This window comes from Methylobacterium phyllosphaerae (assembly GCF_001936175.1).
GTDB classification, from domain to species: domain Bacteria; phylum Pseudomonadota; class Alphaproteobacteria; order Rhizobiales; family Beijerinckiaceae; genus Methylobacterium; species Methylobacterium fujisawaense.
Map to the genome: position 1 here is coordinate 97,184 of NZ_CP015368.1, position 18,785 is coordinate 115,968.

19 protein-coding genes are annotated in these 18,785 nt (G+C 60.8%); 9 read left to right on the plus strand and 10 right to left on the minus strand.

The window, feature by feature from the left end; translation table 11 throughout:
- Positions 1 to 942 precede the first annotated feature (942 nt).
- The 3 genes from MCBMB27_RS29955 to MCBMB27_RS28125 all read left to right on the plus strand — a co-directional run bounded on the left by MCBMB27_RS29955 (position 943) and on the right by MCBMB27_RS28125 (position 2,464).
- Positions 943 to 1,089 carry a hypothetical protein gene (locus MCBMB27_RS29955; RefSeq protein ID WP_159020406.1) on the plus strand — a complete coding sequence of 49 codons (147 nt, stop codon included), beginning with the start codon at positions 943 to 945 and terminating at the stop codon, positions 1,087 to 1,089.
- Positions 1,090 to 1,165: 76 nt separating this feature from the next.
- The gene (locus MCBMB27_RS29960; RefSeq protein WP_139231680.1) at positions 1,166 to 1,447 is read left to right on the plus strand and encodes a hypothetical protein; all 282 of its coding nucleotides are present in this window, start codon (positions 1,166 to 1,168) and stop codon (positions 1,445 to 1,447) included.
- Between the two features lie 105 nt (positions 1,448 to 1,552).
- Positions 1,553 to 2,464: a phosphotransferase gene (locus tag MCBMB27_RS28125; protein WP_075382225.1), complete on the plus strand. Its 912-nt coding sequence runs from the start codon at positions 1,553 to 1,555 to the stop codon at positions 2,462 to 2,464.
- A 73-nt stretch (positions 2,465 to 2,537) separates the two neighbouring features.
- On the opposite strand, the gene MCBMB27_RS28985 is transcribed toward MCBMB27_RS28125, so the two are convergent.
- From MCBMB27_RS28985 to MCBMB27_RS28150, 5 genes are all read right to left on the minus strand, one after another.
- The gene (locus MCBMB27_RS28985; protein WP_083683965.1) at positions 2,538 to 3,230 is read right to left on the minus strand and encodes a nucleotidyltransferase family protein; all 693 of its coding nucleotides are present in this window, start codon (positions 3,228 to 3,230) and stop codon (positions 2,538 to 2,540) included.
- Positions 3,231 to 3,238: 8 nt separating this feature from the next.
- Complete coding sequence (locus MCBMB27_RS28135) at positions 3,239 to 3,385, minus strand: helix-turn-helix domain-containing protein (protein WP_083683967.1); 147 nt, start codon at positions 3,383 to 3,385, stop codon at positions 3,239 to 3,241.
- 32 nt (positions 3,386 to 3,417) lie between these two features.
- Positions 3,418 to 4,200 (minus strand): IS21-like element helper ATPase IstB, encoded by a 783-nt coding sequence (istB, locus tag MCBMB27_RS28140; protein WP_170861908.1) that lies wholly within the window; start codon positions 4,198 to 4,200, stop codon positions 3,418 to 3,420.
- Positions 4,200 to 5,438 carry an IS21 family transposase gene (istA, locus tag MCBMB27_RS28145; protein ID WP_075381867.1) on the minus strand — a complete coding sequence of 413 codons (1,239 nt, stop codon included), beginning with the start codon at positions 5,436 to 5,438 and terminating at the stop codon, positions 4,200 to 4,202. Before istA ends, istB begins: the two co-directional genes overlap by 1 nt.
- 91 nt (positions 5,439 to 5,529) lie before the next feature.
- On the minus strand, positions 5,530 to 6,426 hold the full coding sequence (locus MCBMB27_RS28150) for an AraC family transcriptional regulator (protein ID WP_236953030.1): 897 nt from the start codon (positions 6,424 to 6,426) through the stop codon (positions 5,530 to 5,532).
- A 192-nt stretch (positions 6,427 to 6,618) separates the two neighbouring features.
- Between MCBMB27_RS28150 and MCBMB27_RS28155 the strand changes: the two genes are divergently transcribed.
- The 5 genes from MCBMB27_RS28155 (at position 6,619) to MCBMB27_RS29970 (ending at position 10,759) form a co-directional block, all read left to right on the plus strand.
- Positions 6,619 to 7,062: a cupin domain-containing protein gene (locus MCBMB27_RS28155; RefSeq protein WP_075382195.1), complete on the plus strand. Its 444-nt coding sequence runs from the start codon at positions 6,619 to 6,621 to the stop codon at positions 7,060 to 7,062.
- Positions 7,063 to 7,090: 28 nt separating this feature from the next.
- Positions 7,091 to 7,636, plus strand: coding sequence for a DUF2380 domain-containing protein (locus MCBMB27_RS28160; protein ID WP_083683971.1), 546 nt, complete (start codon positions 7,091 to 7,093; stop codon positions 7,634 to 7,636).
- A gap of 216 nt (positions 7,637 to 7,852) precedes the next feature.
- The gene (locus MCBMB27_RS30945; protein ID WP_159020408.1) at positions 7,853 to 8,095 is read left to right on the plus strand and encodes a hypothetical protein; all 243 of its coding nucleotides are present in this window, start codon (positions 7,853 to 7,855) and stop codon (positions 8,093 to 8,095) included.
- A gap of 586 nt (positions 8,096 to 8,681) precedes the next feature.
- A complete protein-coding gene (locus tag MCBMB27_RS28170; protein ID WP_075382197.1) occupies positions 8,682 to 9,860 on the plus strand; it encodes a Fic family protein in 1,179 nt (392 codons plus the stop codon).
- A gap of 134 nt (positions 9,861 to 9,994) precedes the next feature.
- Positions 9,995 to 10,759: a hypothetical protein gene (locus MCBMB27_RS29970; RefSeq protein WP_139231692.1), complete on the plus strand. Its 765-nt coding sequence runs from the start codon at positions 9,995 to 9,997 to the stop codon at positions 10,757 to 10,759.
- A 6-nt stretch (positions 10,760 to 10,765) separates the two neighbouring features.
- Here MCBMB27_RS29970 and MCBMB27_RS28175 read toward each other — a convergent pair whose 3' ends face one another.
- The 3 genes from MCBMB27_RS28175 to MCBMB27_RS29975 form a co-directional block, all read right to left on the minus strand.
- Entirely contained in the window at positions 10,766 to 12,046 is a 1,281-nt protein-coding gene (locus MCBMB27_RS28175) for a Y-family DNA polymerase (RefSeq protein ID WP_075382198.1), read from the minus strand.
- Between the two features lie 4 nt (positions 12,047 to 12,050).
- Positions 12,051 to 12,488 (minus strand): LexA family protein, encoded by a 438-nt coding sequence (locus MCBMB27_RS28180; RefSeq protein ID WP_083683973.1) that lies wholly within the window; start codon positions 12,486 to 12,488, stop codon positions 12,051 to 12,053.
- 694 nt (positions 12,489 to 13,182) lie between these two features.
- Entirely contained in the window at positions 13,183 to 14,400 is a 1,218-nt protein-coding gene (locus tag MCBMB27_RS29975; RefSeq protein ID WP_139231693.1) for a hypothetical protein, read from the minus strand.
- Positions 14,401 to 14,688: 288 nt separating this feature from the next.
- Here MCBMB27_RS29975 and MCBMB27_RS28185 point away from each other — a divergent pair, with 288 nt between their 5' ends.
- Positions 14,689 to 14,958, plus strand: coding sequence for a hypothetical protein (locus tag MCBMB27_RS28185; RefSeq protein WP_075382200.1), 270 nt, complete (start codon positions 14,689 to 14,691; stop codon positions 14,956 to 14,958).
- 90 nt (positions 14,959 to 15,048) lie between these two features.
- On the opposite strand, the gene MCBMB27_RS28990 is transcribed toward MCBMB27_RS28185, so the two are convergent.
- Positions 15,049 to 17,511: a type IV secretory system conjugative DNA transfer family protein gene (locus MCBMB27_RS28990; RefSeq protein ID WP_159020416.1), complete on the minus strand. Its 2,463-nt coding sequence runs from the start codon at positions 17,509 to 17,511 to the stop codon at positions 15,049 to 15,051.
- A gap of 149 nt (positions 17,512 to 17,660) precedes the next feature.
- Complete coding sequence (locus tag MCBMB27_RS29980; RefSeq protein ID WP_139231694.1) at positions 17,661 to 18,731, minus strand: hypothetical protein; 1,071 nt, start codon at positions 18,729 to 18,731, stop codon at positions 17,661 to 17,663.
- Positions 18,732 to 18,785: the final 54 nt, after the last annotated feature.

Below are 18,785 nucleotides of genomic sequence, written 5' to 3' on the forward strand. Positions count from 1 at the left end.
ATCTCCGAAAGCCGCTATTAACTGCCACGCGGCCACTCTGGCTAACGGCGGGCAGTGGAGGTCTTATGCTGAGAGGTTGCGGGTGCTGAGGTCGTTCGTCAGGTCAATTTTACTCGTTGGACACGTCTTGTTCACTGGAGTGCTTTTCTTCGCCGCCTTCCTCTACGTTTTTGCACACACGGAATTGGAAGAACTATATCCAGGATCGCCAGTCGAGGCTGGCACTATACCCGTTGTAGCCTCCGAAACGCGAAATTTCGATGGCGAACGTTTCGTTGCCAGCCGAGCGCTAGAACTCAGGACCTTCCCCAGTAAACCCATAATCATTGGATTTAGCGAATTTATTAGAGATCGCCTTACAAAAGACGGAGTAACTATCGTTTCCAATCGTGAATTTAGCGATCAGGTCGTAATTATAGAAAAAAAGATTATGCAAAGTGATCTTGGCAACCCTAGGCCAAATTTTCGCGTAAACCGTTTGATTGATTTTATGTATTGTCGCGACCCAATTGAAGATCGCGCCGTTACGGGCGGAAAATGCGACCACATCAAATTCGAATTTTATTTCAATGGAGATTGTGATCTTACGCCGCTTTTCGAGGAATTTTGGCGAACTATCCGAGAAACGAGGCCAGTTATTTTGACTACAACATGGGCATTTCGTCCAAATCGTACCATGACACTACAATGCAAGGCGCGAGAGTAAGTTCATGATGCAGGCAAGCCGAGAGTGACTTCCACGGAGCAGACGGTGCGACAACGTCCGTTTGAGGGCTTTGTCGTTGAGAAGCGGACTAGCAGAGTTCTTCCCCAGGTGACCGTCCGCTTTCGCCGCAACTCAGCCACCGGCATCGCTTTGGGCGCTTCATAAGAGTGATCACTCGTCGTCGGTTTGGCAAGTTCGGTCTAGTGCGAGAAGCGGACCTACGCTGGAGACCGTTGATGCTCAAATCGATCATCAGGACATTGACACTCGCTGCTCTGGCAGGCGCGCTGTTCTTCGCCGCATTCTTCTACTTTATAGCGCACGCTGGCCTGAACAAGCGCAGCTGCGATGTGGGGCTGTTCATGACTAAATGTATCGAATGACTGCTTACAGCGGGAGGGAAAGCGGACGTACAAGATCTTCGTCTACCTTGATGCGGCGGTCCATCGAGCAGGCAAAATGATTAGCTTCTATCAATTTTTCTACGATTTCTTCTTGGACGTCCCGAGTTTTGGAATTGCCATTTTTCGAGGTGTAAAAATCTATCTCATTGCAATATTTCTGCTTGCGATTTGCATGTTGATGGATATCTCAGCTAAAAAATCCGCGGTCGTCATTTCGATTTTAATGTTTCTGCCGCCGCACCTAGTTTATCAATATTTTTTGGCAGCGTTCCAGGCCGAATTAAAACTAGGAGACGCCACTGCCTTGCCAATCGCTTTGGGTTGGGAGCGTAGTTGACGTCCGCTTCAATCTATTGCTGCTCGGAAGCGGACGGGCAAGAAGCCACCCATGGCGGACATAGACAGTACTCCCCGGCCGGTGCCGGGCATGGTAGGCTGCTCAATGAGCGACATCGATCTCCGCGCCCTCTCGCAGCGCTATGGGCGCGTGTTCGCCAACTGCTCATTGGTAGTCCCAGGCGCGAACCGAACCTACAGTCTCACCGCCGACGACAATGCCTACTACTTGCGCCTCTACCGGCCCACAGGCCGTTCCGCAGCCGAGATCAGGTTCGAGATGCGCCTCCTGCACGAGGTCCGGTTGACGCCGGGCATCGACGTGGCGCGACCAATCCCAACTGTGGATGGTCAGGATTGCGCGCGCGTGCCGTTCGACGGCGTAGACCGTGTTGCCGGCCTGTTCCACGCCCTCGACGGCCGGCCGATCGCCGACGCCCCGGAAGACGTAGTGCTGTTCGGCTCGGCGTTGGCGCAGCTGCATGGGGCTCTCGCCGAGATCGAAGCTGGCGGTGCGCGTCCACTCGATCTTACAACACTGTGCGCACACCCCGTCGCGTCGTTGATGCATATCTCCGGCAGCGAAACTGTGCGGCAAGCCGTAAACAGATGCCGAGCGGAGCTGCTGGGTGATCCTGCGACGCGCGATCTCCCATCGGGAAACTGTCACGGGGATGCCCGGCTAGCCAACGCAGTGGCTAAGAATGGCACCATCGGCTTCTTCGATTTCGACGATTGTGGCCATGGCCCCTACGTGCTCGATCTCGGGACTGCGGCTTGGCATTTCGTACGCGGTGATCCGGCGAAGACAGGGGCGCTCATTGCTGCGCTCCTGTCAGGTTACGAACGCGTACGCCCGCTATCTGCGTCGGAGCGGCAAGCTTTGCCACATTTCGTCAAGCTGGCCGAAATCCGTGCGCTGCTATTCCTCGCCGAATTCTGCATCCTCGGGGACGAACTCTGGTTGCGTGTCCTCGACCAGACGACGACCGTACTGAATCGCGAATTGAGGTTCTAAAGCCGCACCGCGTGCAGGATCATCGGCGTTCATCGGCGTTCATCGGCGAGCAGGAAGGCGAGGTCCCACGCCATCAGAACATTTGGACGGCGTCGCGCCTAACCGACGGCAGCAGGTGGGGCTCAAGGTTCCGCCACTCGACTAGGTCGACCCTGCGACCGAGCATCTCCTGCAGGTCGGCCTGGAGGACCGCGAAGCCCGTAAGCGAGATCCGGACGTCAGGAGAGATGTCGACGACGATGTCGATGTCGCTGTCGGGCCGCTCCTCGCCACGAGCGGTAGAGCCGAACACGGACGCGCTGACGACCCCGCGGCCTTCGAGGTCAGCCCGCCTCGACCGCAGCGTGGAAATGACGGCCGCTAGCAAGCCTGCCCGAACGTCCGCGAAGGTCCTGCGCACCTGATCCAAGACGGACTCGTCGTCCGTTTCCACCTCGCACCATGTGCTGTCGATCGCCCGGAGGATCACCCAGGGCGCTTCCTCTCCCTCCTCGAAGGCCTTGAATTCGCCCCAGATGACCTGCGCCGTCTGATGGATGAGCTCGACTAGCAGCCCACCCGGGATCCGAACTGTCGACCGGGACAGCGCTTCGAGTCGATCAGCAGCTTCCTCCCCAGTGACTATGAGTGCTTCACCGTGACGAGCGACGCCAGCGACCTCCCAATTTGCGCGGATCGCCCGTTGGCCAAGGATCGGGAGCACAGCCCGGGGATCAACGACGATCGGGGCCGTCGGTGGAACGTCATGTATCTGGAGGATCTGCATGGTGCATCTCACCGGAGGTGGACGTTCCGGCGCCACTGACTCGGCGTCAGACCGGTCCACTCCAGATAGGCTCGCGTGAAATGCGAGGCATCCGTGTAGCCGAGCTCGAGCGCAATCTTATCAAGCGACATCCGGAACTGACCTCTTCGCGTCATGAGGATCTGACCCCTATGCTAATTTCACACGCCTAGACGGGTGTGGGTTGGGGGACCGCAGCCGCCTTTTGCAGGAGGCCGCTGCGACGCTTCTCACGAAGCCGGTAGCTGTCGCCGCGGATGGTGACGACGTGGCTGTGGTGCAGCAGCCGATCGAGGATCGCGGTGGCCACCACCGCATCGCCGAACACGCTCCCCCACTCGCCTACCGCTCGGTTCGACGTCACCAGCATCGCGCCCCGCTCGTAGCGGCGGCTGACGAGCTGGAAGAACAGATGCGCGGCATCCGGCTCGAACGGCAGATAGCCGAGCTCGTCGATGATCAGCAGTTTCGGCTTGGCGTAGTGCGTCAGCCGCTCCTCCAACCGACCCTCAGCATGCGCCTTGGCCAGCTGCGCCACGAGCGTCGTGGCCGGGGTGAACAGCACGCCATAGCCGGCCACAATCGCCGCGCGCCCGATCGCCACCGCCAAGTGCGTCTTGCCCACGCCGGGCGGCCCGAGGAACAGCACCGCCTCGCCATTGGCGATGAAGCGGCCGGTGGCGAGTTCACGGATCTGCGCCTTGTCCAGCGAGGGTTGGGCGCCGAAGTCGAAGCCGGTCAGGTCCCGCACGAAGGGGAAGCGAGCCAGACCAAAGGCCATGTCGATGCGGCGCTGGTCACGCCGAGCGACCTCACGCTCGCAGAACAGGGTCAGCGCCTCACGGATCGTCAGCTCGCCCCGGCCGGCCTCGTCGATCAGGCTATCGAGCTGATCGCGCATGGCCGTCAGCTTCAGGCGGTCGAGCAGCAGGGTGAGGTGGTCATGGTCCATCAGAAGCCTCCCCCGGCGACCGCCTCGTACTCGGCCAGCGGCCGCAACAGCGCCGGCGGCATGATGGGCGACGGGTCGAGCCGGTGAGCCGGTCGCTCTCGGCTACCCACAAGCCCGGCCAGATGGGCATCGTCGACGACACGGCCGTGGCGCCCCTTCAACGCGGCGTGCACGGCGACCTCACGTCCGCCGTGGTGGACGCGCACCACCGCTCCGCTCACGGTGACGCGAACCCGCTCGCCGATCAGCCGCCACGGCACCGAGTAGGCGTTGCCGTCGACGCTGACCGCGCAGTCTGCCCCGACCCGGCGCACGAGATCGCGTGCGGCGGAGAACGGCGGCACGCCCGCCAGGGGCTGCAGCGCCCGGGCCTCGTCCCGGGCGAACCGCGCGCCCGGCGCCTCACCGGTCGTGCCGTGCGCGCGCCGGTCGGCCACATCCCGCGTCCAGGCATCGAGATGCGCCTCCAGGGCGGCAAAGCTCGCGAAGCGGTGGCCGGCTACAGCGTTCCTTTTGACGTAGCCAACGCCGCGCTCGTCCTTGCCCTTCGTGCGCGCCCGGTACGGGGCGCAGGCCCGCACCCGGAAGCCCCAATGCCGGGAGAAGGCGTGCAACCGCGGATGCAGGATGACCTCGCGGCTGATCGGGTCATGGTGCAGGACCAGGGCGCGGGCATTGTCGAGCAGCACCTCACGCGGCACACCGCCGAAGGCCTGGAAGGCGCTCTCCAATCCGGCGAACCAGTCCTCCTGCCGCTCGTGGCCGAAGGCGCGCACGTGCAGTCGACGCGAGTAACCGAGCGTCGCAACGAACAGCGAGACCCGGGTTGGCACACCGCCGATCTCGATCCGCCGCTCGCCGAAGTCGATCTGCATCTGCTCGCCTGGCCGCGTCTCGAACCGCACGCTCGCCCGCGCGGCGATCACCAGGTCCCGCCGCAACGGCGCCACAGCCCGTTCCACGGTGCGCAGGCTGACGTGGATGTCCTTCTCGTTGGCGAGGTCCTGGCGCACGACGTCGGCGTTGCCGGCATGCTGCCGGAACCGTTCGGCCAACCAGTCCGTCAAGCCGTCGAGCCGCTTCGATCGTGAAGGCGTTTTAGAGGGGCGCCAATCACCCTGACGGAGCCAGTGCTTGACCGTGTTCTTCGAACAGCCGAGCTCGGTCGCGATCCGCTTGGCACCCCAGCCCAGCGCCTTCAGCCGCACCATCGCCGATACGTCGTCCGGCGTCTTCATCTCGGCCCTCCGCGGATCGTCTGTCCGCTGAAGAGCCTGATCTTCGTTCCTGATCATCTCGACCTCCTCGCTCATCGAGGGGGTCAGGTCCTCATGGCGTCAGGGGGTCAGTTTGCCGTGTCGCCTGACAAATCTGTCCGATCGAGAGGTTTGCACCGGCGAGAAGCACCTTCGCACGCCGAGCTCGGACATGATGCTGGATGTCGACGTAGCGCGTACCGGTGTCCTCCAGCCGACGCTGCAGAGTTCGACGGGAAAGGCCGAGGCGACGGGCGACCGCGTCGATTGAGGGCCTCGCTTCGCTCAAATCGAGCTCGATCAGGTGTGCAACGCAGGCAGCAAGGTCGTCGCAGATCGGTTCGTCCTGAGACGCATCCGGATCGCCAGGTTCGTAGGGGTTCGGGTTCCGTGCATCGAGGTGAAGGGTCGGAAAAATCAGGCCGGCGCGCGGTCCGAACGCGATCTCACAGCCGAACAAGCCCTCGATCTCAGCGCGTCCGGGCAGGTGGGCGCCTGTGACAACAACCTGAGCCGGCTGCCATGCCCGGCCGAGGAAGTGCCGCACCGTGCCCAGCAGGTAGCCGAGCGCCAGGATTTCGTTCGCTTGCCGCCCACACTCAGTCCGTTCGGCAACCGCGTATCCGTAGAGGGCATTCGCACCGTCCAGGCGTACCCCTGTCCAGGTGGCGGTTTGGAGTAGGATCGGCGTCACCGCTTCTACGCGCGCCAGAGCCTCGCCAAGGGTTTCAGCAGCGCGAACCTGGACGCCGATAGGGCCGAGGGCGGCAATGCCGGCTCGGGTTGAGAGCCTCGCCGGAAGGGCGGGATCGCCGATCTCGCGGATAGCGGAATCGACCAGTTTGAGCTGGTCGCGCAGCAGGATCAGACGGTCCGGTTCGTCGAGGAGTGTCAGCGGTATATCAGCTCGGCCAAACACGCGGGCAGGCGATCCGCCAGCAGCCATCACGGCCTCTGCGATCGGCCCCATCGTCCGTGCTCTCGTCAGGCCATGTCCCGGCATGAGCGTCTCCCTCCTCGAGGGTCGAGGCGTTGGCACCAAATGGCAAGAGCGGACGGGGACGATGGCATAGGTCTGAGCAGACCTGCGAGCGAGGGGCTTGGGATCCCTGCTCCAGGACACCAGTGCCCGGAAACGGCCAAGACGCCACCGGAGGACGCCATGGCAACGCTCGCATTCGATGACCGCAACATCCCGTGGCGGACCGTCGAAGGCTTCGATCACGCCGCCTTTCACATCCTGAGCGTCGACGAGGATGCGCGGATCGTCGACCTGCTCTTCAAGTTCGCTGCGAACGAGCGGATCGCCCTGCATAGACATGGGGCAGCCTACCGAACACTCGTCCTACAGGGCGAGCTGAGGATTTACCGACCGGACGGAACGCTGAAGGAAGTGCGCCCGGTCGGCAGCTATGTCGCTGGCATGGCGGGGGGCGAGCCGCACACGGAAGGTGGCGGCGATCAGGACGTGATCGTCTACTTCACAAATCGCGACATCGACGGGCCTGTCTACGAACTCCTCGATGAGAGCCCAGCGGTCATAGCGACCTTCGGCATCCCGGAGTTCAGGGCGTTGCTCGAGGAGCAGATAGCCACCGCCACCTGACACTTTCGAGGAGCATTGGAGCGCAACGATGCGAACTGAAAGGACGACCTCCATCTCTGGCGGGAAGCGCCGCCTCAGGATCGTGGCTGCGGGGCTATTGCTGGGCCTGCTCGCTGGTCAACATGCGCCCGCGAACGAGGCGAGAGCTACCTCGCTCGTCGTGCTGCCGATCAAGCTACTCGACACGTCCGGCGAACCGACCGATCAAACTTCGCAGCATGCCGGACGGCTGATCGGCATGGCCGACGAACTGGCAACCGACCTGACCCGTTCAGGGCTGTACCGGGCGACCGTCATCCCGGCCGATCAGCTTCGGAACGGCTGCCCATCCGAGAGCGTCCCGTGCCTGCTGAAATTTGCACAAGCTCAAGGAGCGGACGCGATCTTCATCGGTGTCGTGCACAAGAGCAGCACCCTCATCATGCAGCTATGGGCCCGACTCGTCGACGCCCGGACCGGCAGAGATATCTACACCCGCGACCTCAACTTCCGCGGGGACACTGACGAGGCTTGGCGACGTGCTGAGATGTTCCTCGCCGAGCAGATCCGCGACGGTATGCCGAAGCCTCGTTGAGCTGGGAGGATCATCCGCCCTTCCCTCTCTGTTCGCCTCGACGGCTGCGAACAGCTCGTGGGCTCTACGGGACCACCCCGGCCAAGCCACAGGCGGCCAGACCGGTCACTACGACCGCCAAACCGATCAGTGCCTCCAGACTACCGATCCGCACCCAGAGTCGGCGTCTCAACGGCCTGCTCCCTTCCTGGCGAACTCCCAGATCGGGATACCCCATTGCTGGCCGACTTTGTTCCGGTAGCCGGTGAGCCGCTCGAAGAGGATCCGCTGCGCTTCGACGCCTCGGGCGGGCTCGCTTACCACCATCAGAACACCGCAGAATTCGACGCGCAACGTACCGTGCTCAGGATGGACGGCAAACAGCTCCGGTGCCGTCCAGCCAAGCCGATGCGCTTCAGCACCGAACCGGTCACAGAAGCCGATCGCATTGGCTCGGAGCGCAACCCATCTCGCTGGTGAGAGGTATCGGCAGGGCGAGCCATGTTCGGGCAGATCCTCGAGGACACTGCGCCATACGGCTGCGGCATCGGGGAGCATGGTGGGAGCGAAATCGGAAGCCATACGCCGAGCTACGGCAAGGGGCGCCTTCGCACCATGTCACCTACGTCGCAGTTGCCATTCGCAATCGGCGCTACCCCTCTCAGATGCGCTCCAGGCCTTCTCTAGACAGCCCGGTAGCCCCTTCGCAGTTTGCGCCCTCGGTCCGCCATGCGGCCTCGGCAGCCTGGGCATCGCAAGCAAACTGCTCCGTTCGCGCCCGACCAGGTGTACCGATGCGGCCCAACGGATCTGAAGACGGCTCTCGTCGAAAAGCGATCGGGTGATCGACAGGCTGCAGAAGCGGGCCATCCGCCCCGTGGGTTCGATACGCCGAAGGTGGAGCTCCGGGAGACCTGCAGAGGGAAGGGAACAGGAAGGAGCTACCGCATCGGCCACCAGCCAGTCCTCCAGATCGACCGGCAAAAAAACCGGCAATTTGGCCCCACCGGGTTTGACTTAAACCCCTGGTGTGCTTCACGATCTAACCGGCAAAAAGACCGGCAAAATGTTGACCACTCTCTACGCTATCGAACCCCTGGTCCCCGAGGACCGCCGACAGAAGCTTGAGGACCTGGCTACGGACCTTGTGGATCGTGCTGGCCGACTAGCCGGCCGTGTTCACCCGATCATGCAGGAAAGCCTCGGCGACCTCGTCCGGGCGATGAACTGCTACTACTCCAACCTCATCGAGGGCCACGACACCCATCCAGTCGATATCGATCGCGCACTGGCAGGCGACTTTGCCCACGATCGTGCCCAGCGGAACCTGCAGCTAGAGGCGCGAGCGCACATCGAGGTTCAGCAAATGATCGACCGAGGCCAAGCGCCCGCGCCGGTCGTCTCCGTCGATTTCCTGCTCTGGGTCCATCGAGAGTTCTGTGCCCGGCTGCCGGACGAGCTGCTGTGGGTGGAGAACCGCGAAACGGGCGAGCGCCTACCGGTCGTGCCGGGAGCCCTGCGTGAAACCCATGTCCGCGTTGGCCGGCACATCGCTCCGGAGCCAGCAGAGTTGCCGGCGTTCCTGGAGCGGTTTGTGGCTGCGTACGGCAGCGGCAGCCTCGGACGCCTTCGCCGCATCATCGCCGTCGGTGCTGCCCATCACCGGCTGCTCTGGATCCATCCTTTCCTCGACGGCAACGGCCGGGTGGCGCGGCTGTTCTCATACGCCCTGCTACGCGAACTGAACGTCGGCTCGAGCCTTTGGTCGGTAGCCCGCGGCCTCGCCAGGCAGCAGCAGGCCTACAAGGCAGCTCTGCAGGCCGCAGACGAGCCACGGCGCGGCGATCTAGACGGACGAGGCAATCTCTCCCTCGCAGGGTTGGAGGAGTTCTCCGCTTTCTTCCTCAATGCCTGCTTGGACCAAGTGACGTTCATGGACGCCCTGTTCGAGCCGCAGGAGCTTCTAACCCGGATGGAGATCTGGGCGACCGAGGAGGTGCGCGCGAGGCGTCTACCGAAGGGCAGCTGGCCGCTCCTGCGCGAAGCGGCTCTAGCTGGGGAATTTTCTCGCGGACGGGCTGGCGATCTAACCGGCTACGAGGAGAGGCAGGCTCGGTCGGTACTCAGCAAGCTGATCGGATTGAACCTGCTGGTGTCCAACAGCGAGAAGGGTCCGGTACGGCTGGGATTTCCGATCGGCGTGGTCGAACGCTGGTTCCCGCGCCTTTACCCCCCTCTTGGCTGATCGAGGTCCAGCGCTAACCGCTTCCATAAGGAGCCTTCCTCCCGTTCCTCTAATGACGCTTCAGATAAGTGGATCTGCCTCGATGAGCGCGCCACAAGGTTGCCGCCGAGTCGTTGCGTCCCCACGTGCACACGATGACGTCCAGATGGTTCACTGATCCCGCCGCTGCCGGTCCGGCTCCGATAAATCGCACCTTCACCCCGTTCGAGGAATCGCATTTCACCGCGATACTCGAGTTCGCCCGCAACCCGGCGAATGAGAATTGGGAAAATTTGCGCTGCCTCGACGCGTCGGGGACGGTAGTGCACGACATGTCGGTCGGCGTGAAAGCCGCGCCTTCAACGGACAAGATGGAAGCGGCGATCAAGGCCCGCACGGGCGTGCGGCAGTGGCACAACCATCCATCGGAGGACTCGCTAAGCCATTACGATTGGCAGTTCGCGGCGTGGTCGCCACACATCGAGATCCTTGTGCTGAATAAACGAGAGTCATTCTTCGTTGGACGTATCGTCAAAGAGGACGATAGGTTCAACCACATCTTCCCGTGGCTCTCTCGACTCTCAACGGATCTACATTTTGAAATAGATCGAATCGCGAAGAAACAAAAACTTGACTTTTCCCTGTTCGAGCCGCTCAGCAAGTTGACAGGTCACATCCTAAACACCGCGCTGGCAACGTGCTGTAGTTCGGTCAGATACGCCTATCACCTCAGTCCTGACGATCAGGCGGTCGTCGCAGCTTGTTCATCCCTGAGAATTCTCCAAGACGGCCTGGAATATGCGCGTTTGGCCATAGAGCAGGAGTTCGAGTGCCTACGGCTCTGGAAGACTCTCAAAACCGCCGATGATCGGGCACAGGCTCTGGAGTTCATGCGCAACGTCGGCAGCGAGGGGCGATGACCCTCGTCAGGCGGCCATGACGACCGGCAGCTCGTCGATGCGCGTCGTGTACCGCGGCGAGCGCAGCTCGAACTTGGTGGACCACGTCCGGTCCTTCGTCCATCCCGCCGAGGCTGGAACGACGGCGCCACGCCCGAAGCGACGGTTGCAGGCATCCAATGCCTCCATGAGGCGGCCGCCGATCTCTCGGTCCAGTCCGCCGATGAGCGCGCGCTGTGAGGACTCAAGGGGCATGAGATCGGTGGTGACGATGCCAGCCTTCGAGTAGCGGTAGCCATCCCGCCAGACCTTCCTGACGCCGAACGTAGCCGCCTTCGCCAGGACGAGCGTGTCGCTCGACGCCTCCGGCAGCGTCACGACCGTGGAGATCGAGCGCTGCGGGCGATCGCGGTCGTGCTCGGACGTGTGGAAGAAGACAGTCAGGTGGTCGGTTCCGAGGCCCTCTCTACGAAGCTTTTCGCCAAGGCGCGCGGCGTGCGCGGCCAGCGCCTGCTCCATGGTAGCGAGGTCCTCGACGCGCTCGGAGAACGAGCGCGTGACCGCGCAGCCCTTCCGAGTCGGCGCTACCGTCTCAAGGTCGAGGCAGGGAATGCCACGGAGCTCGTAGACCAGGCGCTCGCCGACGACGGTCAGGAGCTTGCGAGCAGCTCGCGGATCCAAGTCGCGTACGTCGGCGACGCTATCGCAGCCGAGCGCCTCCAGCTTGCGCAGCGTCGACGCCCCCACACCCCAAATCTCACCCGGCGGGATCCGAACCACCCAATGATCGTATACCTGCGGATCCGTCAGATCGCACACGCCACCGAGGTCAGGATGCGTCTTGGCGATATGGTTCGCAAGCTTGGCCAAGGTCTTAGTCGAACCGATGCCGACGCAGGTCGGTACACCAGTCCACCTGTGGACTGTTCCACGCAAATCGCTGGCGAGCTCGAACCGCTCCGCCGGCCGGACGTCGGAGAGATCGAGGAAGCTCTCATCGATCGAGTACACCTCGATCCGCGGGGAGAAGCGTCGGTACACCTCGTTCACGCGGGCGCTCATGTCGCCATAGAGCGCGTAGTTGGAGGAGTAGACCCGAACGCCCTGATCGCGGCAGAGCTGGCGGATCTTGAACCAGGGATCGCCCATCTTGATGCCGACGGCCTTCGCCTCGGCCGTACGCGCGATGGCACAACCGTCGTTGTTGCTCAGAACGATGACCGGTACCCGGGCGAGCTTCGGGTCGAACACCCGCTCGCAGGAGCAATAGAAACTGTTGCCATCGCTGAGGGCATAGGTCCGTTCCACGAAGTCAGGCTCGCCGAGCGGAACGGCGGCGCGGGCTGACGGAGCCCGAAACGACGCCCCAGACCTCGACTACGGCGTCGGGTGAAAGCTCGAACTCGGGGAAACGCGGGTTCGCAAACGCCAGCCGGACACGATGCCCGCGACGGCTCCAGACCTTGAAGCTTCGCTCTCCGTCCACGTCCACAACGACCACGTCACCGTCGGTCGGTGAGAGCGAGCGATCGACGATCGCGATATCCCCGTCGAACAGCTGAGCGAGCAGCATGCTGTCGCCGGCGCCCCGCACCAGGAAGGTGGCGGCGCGATTGGCAATCAGGAGGGACTGCAGATCGATCGCCTGCTCGATGAAATCGTCGGCCGGCGATGGGAAGCCCGCCCGAACCGGTCGCGCGAGCATAGGTAGGGCAGCGGGTAAGCTATACGTGATGACCGCCGGGAGCATGATGGGTCCTCCGCCTCGGGTGAGAACGGAATAAGAACATCCGCGTTCCTGAGGTCAATCGGCCGAGCCTGTGGAAAACTCGGACGACGTGCCATCAGAGGAAGGGGGAACGAGGTTCGGACGCTCTCTATAGGTCGACCTTGAGCTTGCGGGGCGCTGGAGGTGCGGCAGGGGCCGGAGGAGGAGAGACCTCAAGTGAGGGAGTGGCCTGTGAGGGCGCTAGGGGGCCCGAGAACGTCGCGTCTGCCGCCTTCGCGGCTGTGGGACGTGGTGTCTCAGCTGGGGTTGCCGACGCCGCTCCCGTTGTTGGGATTGGCGCAGTCGGAGCCACTGGCGGTCGGCTCGCTTCGACGGAGCTTGGCCGAGCGGCTGCCGGCGGAACGTCCGGAGCGACAACCGGGCCGCTCTCTTGGGGGGTGGGCGAAGGCAGTCCGGCCGAAGCAGCGGGTGCAGACGGCGGTATGGTTGCCCTGATTAGGGGGGCAACCGGAGCTTGAACGGCGACAGGTCCTGAAGGCCGCGCAACCAACCCCGGTGGGTTCAGGAGATGCCGCTGCAGCCGCATTTGATCACGAGCCAAGGCCTTGGCAGGTGTATCGGGCCCGACTTGAGCCATCGCCAGTCCTGGCAGCATCAGGGAACACAGAAGGACACAGCGCGAGAGCATAACCCGAATCCTACAGCGGCAGCCGCATTACATTTTCCAACTTGCTACGGTAGGCCTGTTTTCTACCGCATCCGCAGCAGCCATTTGCTCGCGAAACCGACGCTCCGAGGGAGGCATATCTACCGGCACATGTGATCCGCGGCCCTGCTGCTCGGCACGTCCTTCTTCCTTTCCAGATGCAGAACGATTCCTGGAGACCACGGCAGACGCGTTTGAGCCCCCAACAAGATCGAATTGAATCCGCTCACCCTTATCGTTGCGCTTGAATACTCCGCCTTCTCCCGACTCCTTGTAGGCGATCCATGCTTTATCCATAGACTGCTTAGCGGCATTGACATCATAGCTCAGATCGAAAACTTGCAATCTGATTTTCTCGATCTCCTTGGAATTTTGAGCCGCGTATGGATCTCGTTTCATCATATCAAGCCGATCTGCAGAAATATCCCGCTCACGACAAGCCTTTAGATAATCACGCCGCCGGTCAACATATTCGGCCGATATGGGACGATTGATCTCAGAGCCTCTGTAGTAGTCTGCGAGGCAGGACAATTTCGTGTCGTGGGCATCGAATGAATTGTCACGTTGTGATGCCGCTCTCTGATGCTCGGACTGCCATCCTGGTACGTTGCGCGCGCCCGCCTCTAGGACTCGTGTTTCAAGGGAGAAGTAACGGCTTTCGAGAACCATAGGCTCCGGAGGCGGGATATTTTTGCCAGCCTGAGAAGCTTCAAGGACGGCTTTCTCTCGATCCTTCACTTCCCACTGCGTGCCGTCCGACATAGTCAGCTTGCGCATATGAAACTTGTAGTTTCCATATTGCTCATTATGACGATCTGACATGGAATCAGAAAATTTCTGAGCGCTCTGTGATGCGCGATTGAGCTTGTGAATCTCTTGGTTCAGATCAGATCCTTCAGACAACCCAATACCATTTCGATAGTTTTCCTTCTGAAGCTCAGCGCTGCGTCCGATTTCATCGGCAGCGGCTTTTGAAATCTGCTTCAAAGCATAGGAATATTCAGCTGTATGGCGCTGCCCTGACGACAACCCATTAAGAATTGTTGCAACGCCATGCTGGAGTTCGCGTCGCCTCTCGTCAGTAGGACCGTCTGCACCTTCGCGATCCAACAACCGCAGCGTCCCGCGCACTGCATTCTGGATCGAGCGGTTTTCCCGATCCTTCGTAGAGGGATCTACGAAACGCTGAAAGGCGTCGTGCAGATGCTGATGCGCCGAAGAAGCCACCCCGTCTCTACGTTGGCCATCCTGCACTACGGACGTAACTACAGGAGCCTGTACGGGAAGTTGGGCCGGCCGCGGCGCCTCCGCGCGGCGTTCCGTAGAAGGCCGAACGTGAACTCCGGCAACGGGAGGGCGCATGTCGGCATGCCGTGTCGACGCCGGCTGCCGCTGGGACGTATCCCCTTGATGCACCGGATAGGCCGATCGAAGGTCATCCTGCGGAAGCGTCCCACGGACTGCGTTAGAGGGACGGGGAAGAGATGCCGGTACAGGCCGCGGCAAGCTCTGAGCTTGCTGGCGGGTGCCACCCACCTCAGAATCATCTGCCCTCGCGCTGCGGCGCAATTCCGCAACGAGATCTTCCTGCTTCTGCGCACCTGCGGCATGCGCAGCATCTTCAAATCGAGCACGTGCCGTCTGATCAGCCTGCTGCCGAGCGGTGAAGGCCGACAGCCGCACCGCGCCTTCTTTCGCTATGCGGGCCTGCTCTTGAACGCGTCCTGCCTCCGATTGGCGGTGCCCTTCTGCGGCCCGCCGCGCGAACTGACGGTCCACCTCTAGCCGCTTTGCCTCCTCGTAGGCTCGGCCTTCAGCGATCCGGACATTCACCGGGGTCGTGCCCTCGCTATTGGAACCCGCTGCATCCATCAATCAGACCCCCTCGAAGTCCACGACGTCGAGTCGAACGCCGCCAGCCCGCTGCAGGTAGACGAAACCGATACCGCTACCTCGATTAAGCTCTGCAGCATGTAGCGCAGGAACTTCCTTAAGACCGTTGGTCAATTGAGACTGATTTCGATCTACGAAGCGATTCCAAGCTTCCTTCATGGCATTGACGCGGGCATTCACGTCTTGCCCTTTTTCCCCCGTTGAATACTGATCGACGAAACGGTTGTCTTGTGGAATAATGTCGGCAACAAATTTGATTTGTAGAGCGAGTTTAGTGGGGACCAGTCCGTCCAAACTGGAGGTCTCTATCCGATCATAGCCGACATCGGGGTATAGTTTCTCTCTCTCGTGAATTGTTTCAAAGAATTTATCCTCGGTCTTCCATCCGAGCAGAACATTTCCAGCAAGCCTCTGACAATACTCCTGTGTCAATTTTTCCTCAGTAGCTAAGACGATTTTACTTCTAAACAAATCCATTAGATTATTTGTTGCGCTCTCTCCGATCCTGGCATTTAAGGCTGCAATGCTTTGTGTCGCTACTACTGCAAACACACCGGTCTCTCGAGCAGTATTCCAAAAAGTTTCGTCACTTTCTGCGCCTGTCGTAGCCAGAAGCTGGAACTCATCGGCGATCATCGCCACGGAAACTTGCTCCCGCGCTTCACGTCCTTCCACCTGAAGCCGTCTTTTTGCCTTGATGTAAAGACGAGTTTTAAGACAACAGGTAATGATCTTCCCTGCTATGCCAAATTCATCCTCGCCAACCGCGATCATCAAAATACCGCCGTTCAATGCATGATCGACATCGACCACGTCGTTGGGCTGGAGCGTGTACTGGCAGAACGCCTTCGCCAGTTTAGGAGACCCCGTCAACTTCTGAATGACTGTACCGATGTTGGCGAGAACGCTCGAACGCGTTTCAACCGCCATTACCATCCAAGAATTCTTGACCCAATCTAGCGCATCATTCAGTCCCGCCGGAACAGTTTCAGGATTCATGCGACTTTTAGCGAGAGCAAAATCGACACAACGATTCAGAAGTGAATCTGGACCGTTGCAATCGTATACGATCTGCGCAATACCAAGTAGCGTATAGGGAGAGGTTTTCAAGTCATCTTCAAAATAATCACGTAAAGATTCGTCTTCGCAATTTGCAACAAATTTCGCAATCGAAGCGCCATGCTGCATAGCCACGGCAGCATTGCGGACCCAAAATGTCTCTTTGTCGCTTCGCCCACCAAGTTGGGAATATATAGCCTCGAACATGTCGCCGATTTCGCTCGGCTCCATACCTTGGACCAGATTGCAGCCGTACGTTGCTACGCGAGCTACTGAGCCATCCGGTCGCCTCACATCGTAGAACCCGGCCCCGACCACGCGGATGTCAGTCCGGTCTGCAACTCCGGGTACGAACAGAAGATCCTTCCAGAGCGTGCCTTTACCATCTGTGATGTAGGCACCGATCCGGCGATCAGATCCCCAATCAGCCGTCATGATGCGCGACGAGAGCGGCCGGATCACGAGCCGCGTTTTACCTGACCCCGTGCCACCTAGGATCAACACATGCTGGCGGATGCTTTCGCCATCCAGGCACATCTGTGCGTCGCGTACCGGTGCCTGCATGATGCCTCGGGAGCGTAGCGTACCCCGAGCGCGGGCAACCGGGAGGAGAACTCGTGTAAGAGGTCGCCGCTCGTCGTTGGCTGCGCGGACTTGCCTCGTGTAGGCGAGATACTCCTCGTCCCGTTGGGTCTCCTTTTGCGCATAGACCAACTTGGAGTCGCGACACGGCAAGAGGAGCGGCGCTTGCACGCGATCGAAGAAGCGCTCCAGGATCCGGTTTGTCCCGAATAGAACGAAGGGGCGGAAGGCCAGCCGGCTCGCAAGAAGTGCCAGTCCAGCAGCTAGGCCTCCCAGCACCGCGGTATCGATAATAAGGGACAGGTACCAACCGAAGACAGGTCCGTAGAAGCCTGCGGCGGCGGCCCATTTGGGGAAACCAACGCCCGCGCTGAACACCGTCGCGGCGTATAGGAGAGCGAGTCCGACTCCGGGCACCAGCAACACGGTGCGGATCCATTTTGTCAGGATCCTAGCATTCTTCGAAGCGGCGGAAACGGCTGCAGAATACACCTCCGGAGATAGGTGCCTTCGTGCGGTCGTAGGGACCTCCTGACCACCCAACACCTTACCATCCCAGTGAATTGGGTTTCGTAGATCCGGTGGGATGGGCTGGTACAGCGTAGGGAAGCGCTTTGGGGGCCAGATCTTGAGAGAATGGTTCAGGAGATCGGCCATGTCGCCGCGGAGCAGGGCGTTCGGATGGCGGGCGTACCGCTCCTCAAGGTCGAGGTAGGCAGCCTCCCCCTGTTCGTCAGCCCAGGTATCGAGCGAGGATTTCGGGTCGGGAGACCATAGGCGCGCCTTGCTCGCCGCCAGGAACATCCTAGCTCCATCAACACGACTGCCGACCCGCTCCCCTATAGAAGCCGGGCTCCCAGTCGAAACCTTCTGGCGAACGCCTTGGATGACTCTGCCGACGTGCGTAGCGGTCGTCAGGTCCACTTTAACGTGACGCATGACCCGAACTCCAACTACTGCTCGAAGACGTAGCTGTCGGAACGACCTGAGGACGCCCGCACCGGAACGTAGACGCGGCCGTCGCTCTGCTTAGGATCAAGCGCGGCCATGTCGTAGGCGCGTTGGTCGGTGATCTGGTGGCGGCCGCAGCCAGGCAGATCCGGGCCCAGGATGACAGCGCAGTTGGTGCGCCGGTCGATCGTGACCCATCCCCATCGGCCATCGACGAAGCCGATAAGGATCGCCTCGCGGCCCTGCGCCGGAAGCGCAACTATGCCGGTGCCCAGGTCGTGCGAGTGATCCCGGAGTGCCTTCTCTGGCCTTGTCACTGACGGTTGCGCCTCAAGAGCTTGCACCGTCTTCCACGCGTCCACTTGGTCGCCCGTCCGAGCGAAATCGCTGCGGACGGCCTCGACCATTTTCCCCCATGCTGCCGACGAGAGCCCAGCTACCGGCTTGAATTCGCTCATGAATTTCAGACGAAACGATACGCGTTGGCCACCAGGGAGGGCGACTGCCGTAGCAGGATCAACCGCGAAGAGGTTGCCGATCCCGAAGCTCAGATGGCCCGGGCTTGAGCCAGCCGATCCTGCCGCAAACAAGCCGAGAAAGATCACACCGAAGGCGCAAGCCCACGCCTCAAGCCACTTGAGGATCATCCGCGGCATCAACCGATCTGACTCCGCGAGCAGTCTCTCACTAAGTGAATGACCAGGACTCACAAGGCGCAACCAGTCTTCTCTCTCTGTTCTGAAACTTTCGTATCGCTTATCTTTTGCTATGAACTGCGATACAGAGCCGACGCCAGAGATTATAGAATGCTGCGACAGGACTCGTACCATCTGGAATGGCCAAAGCACCAGATAGACCAACAACATAATGGGCTGTCTAGTTGATATTGCTGCTGCGGCAGCACCGACTGCATACAACAGCGGCAAAACTCCTACGACAATCGCCGCATTAGCTAACATAAATCCGGGGTTGATGAATTTATTGACCGAAAAAACAAACAAGAACAAAGATACAGCGGACAAACCCGCAAAAAATACCCAGAACAAGCTCGCAATCAGAAACAAAAACCCCACCGTTTTCGCCCTCCAAAGACAAGCGACATCGATCCGCAAAACGCGGGCAGCACT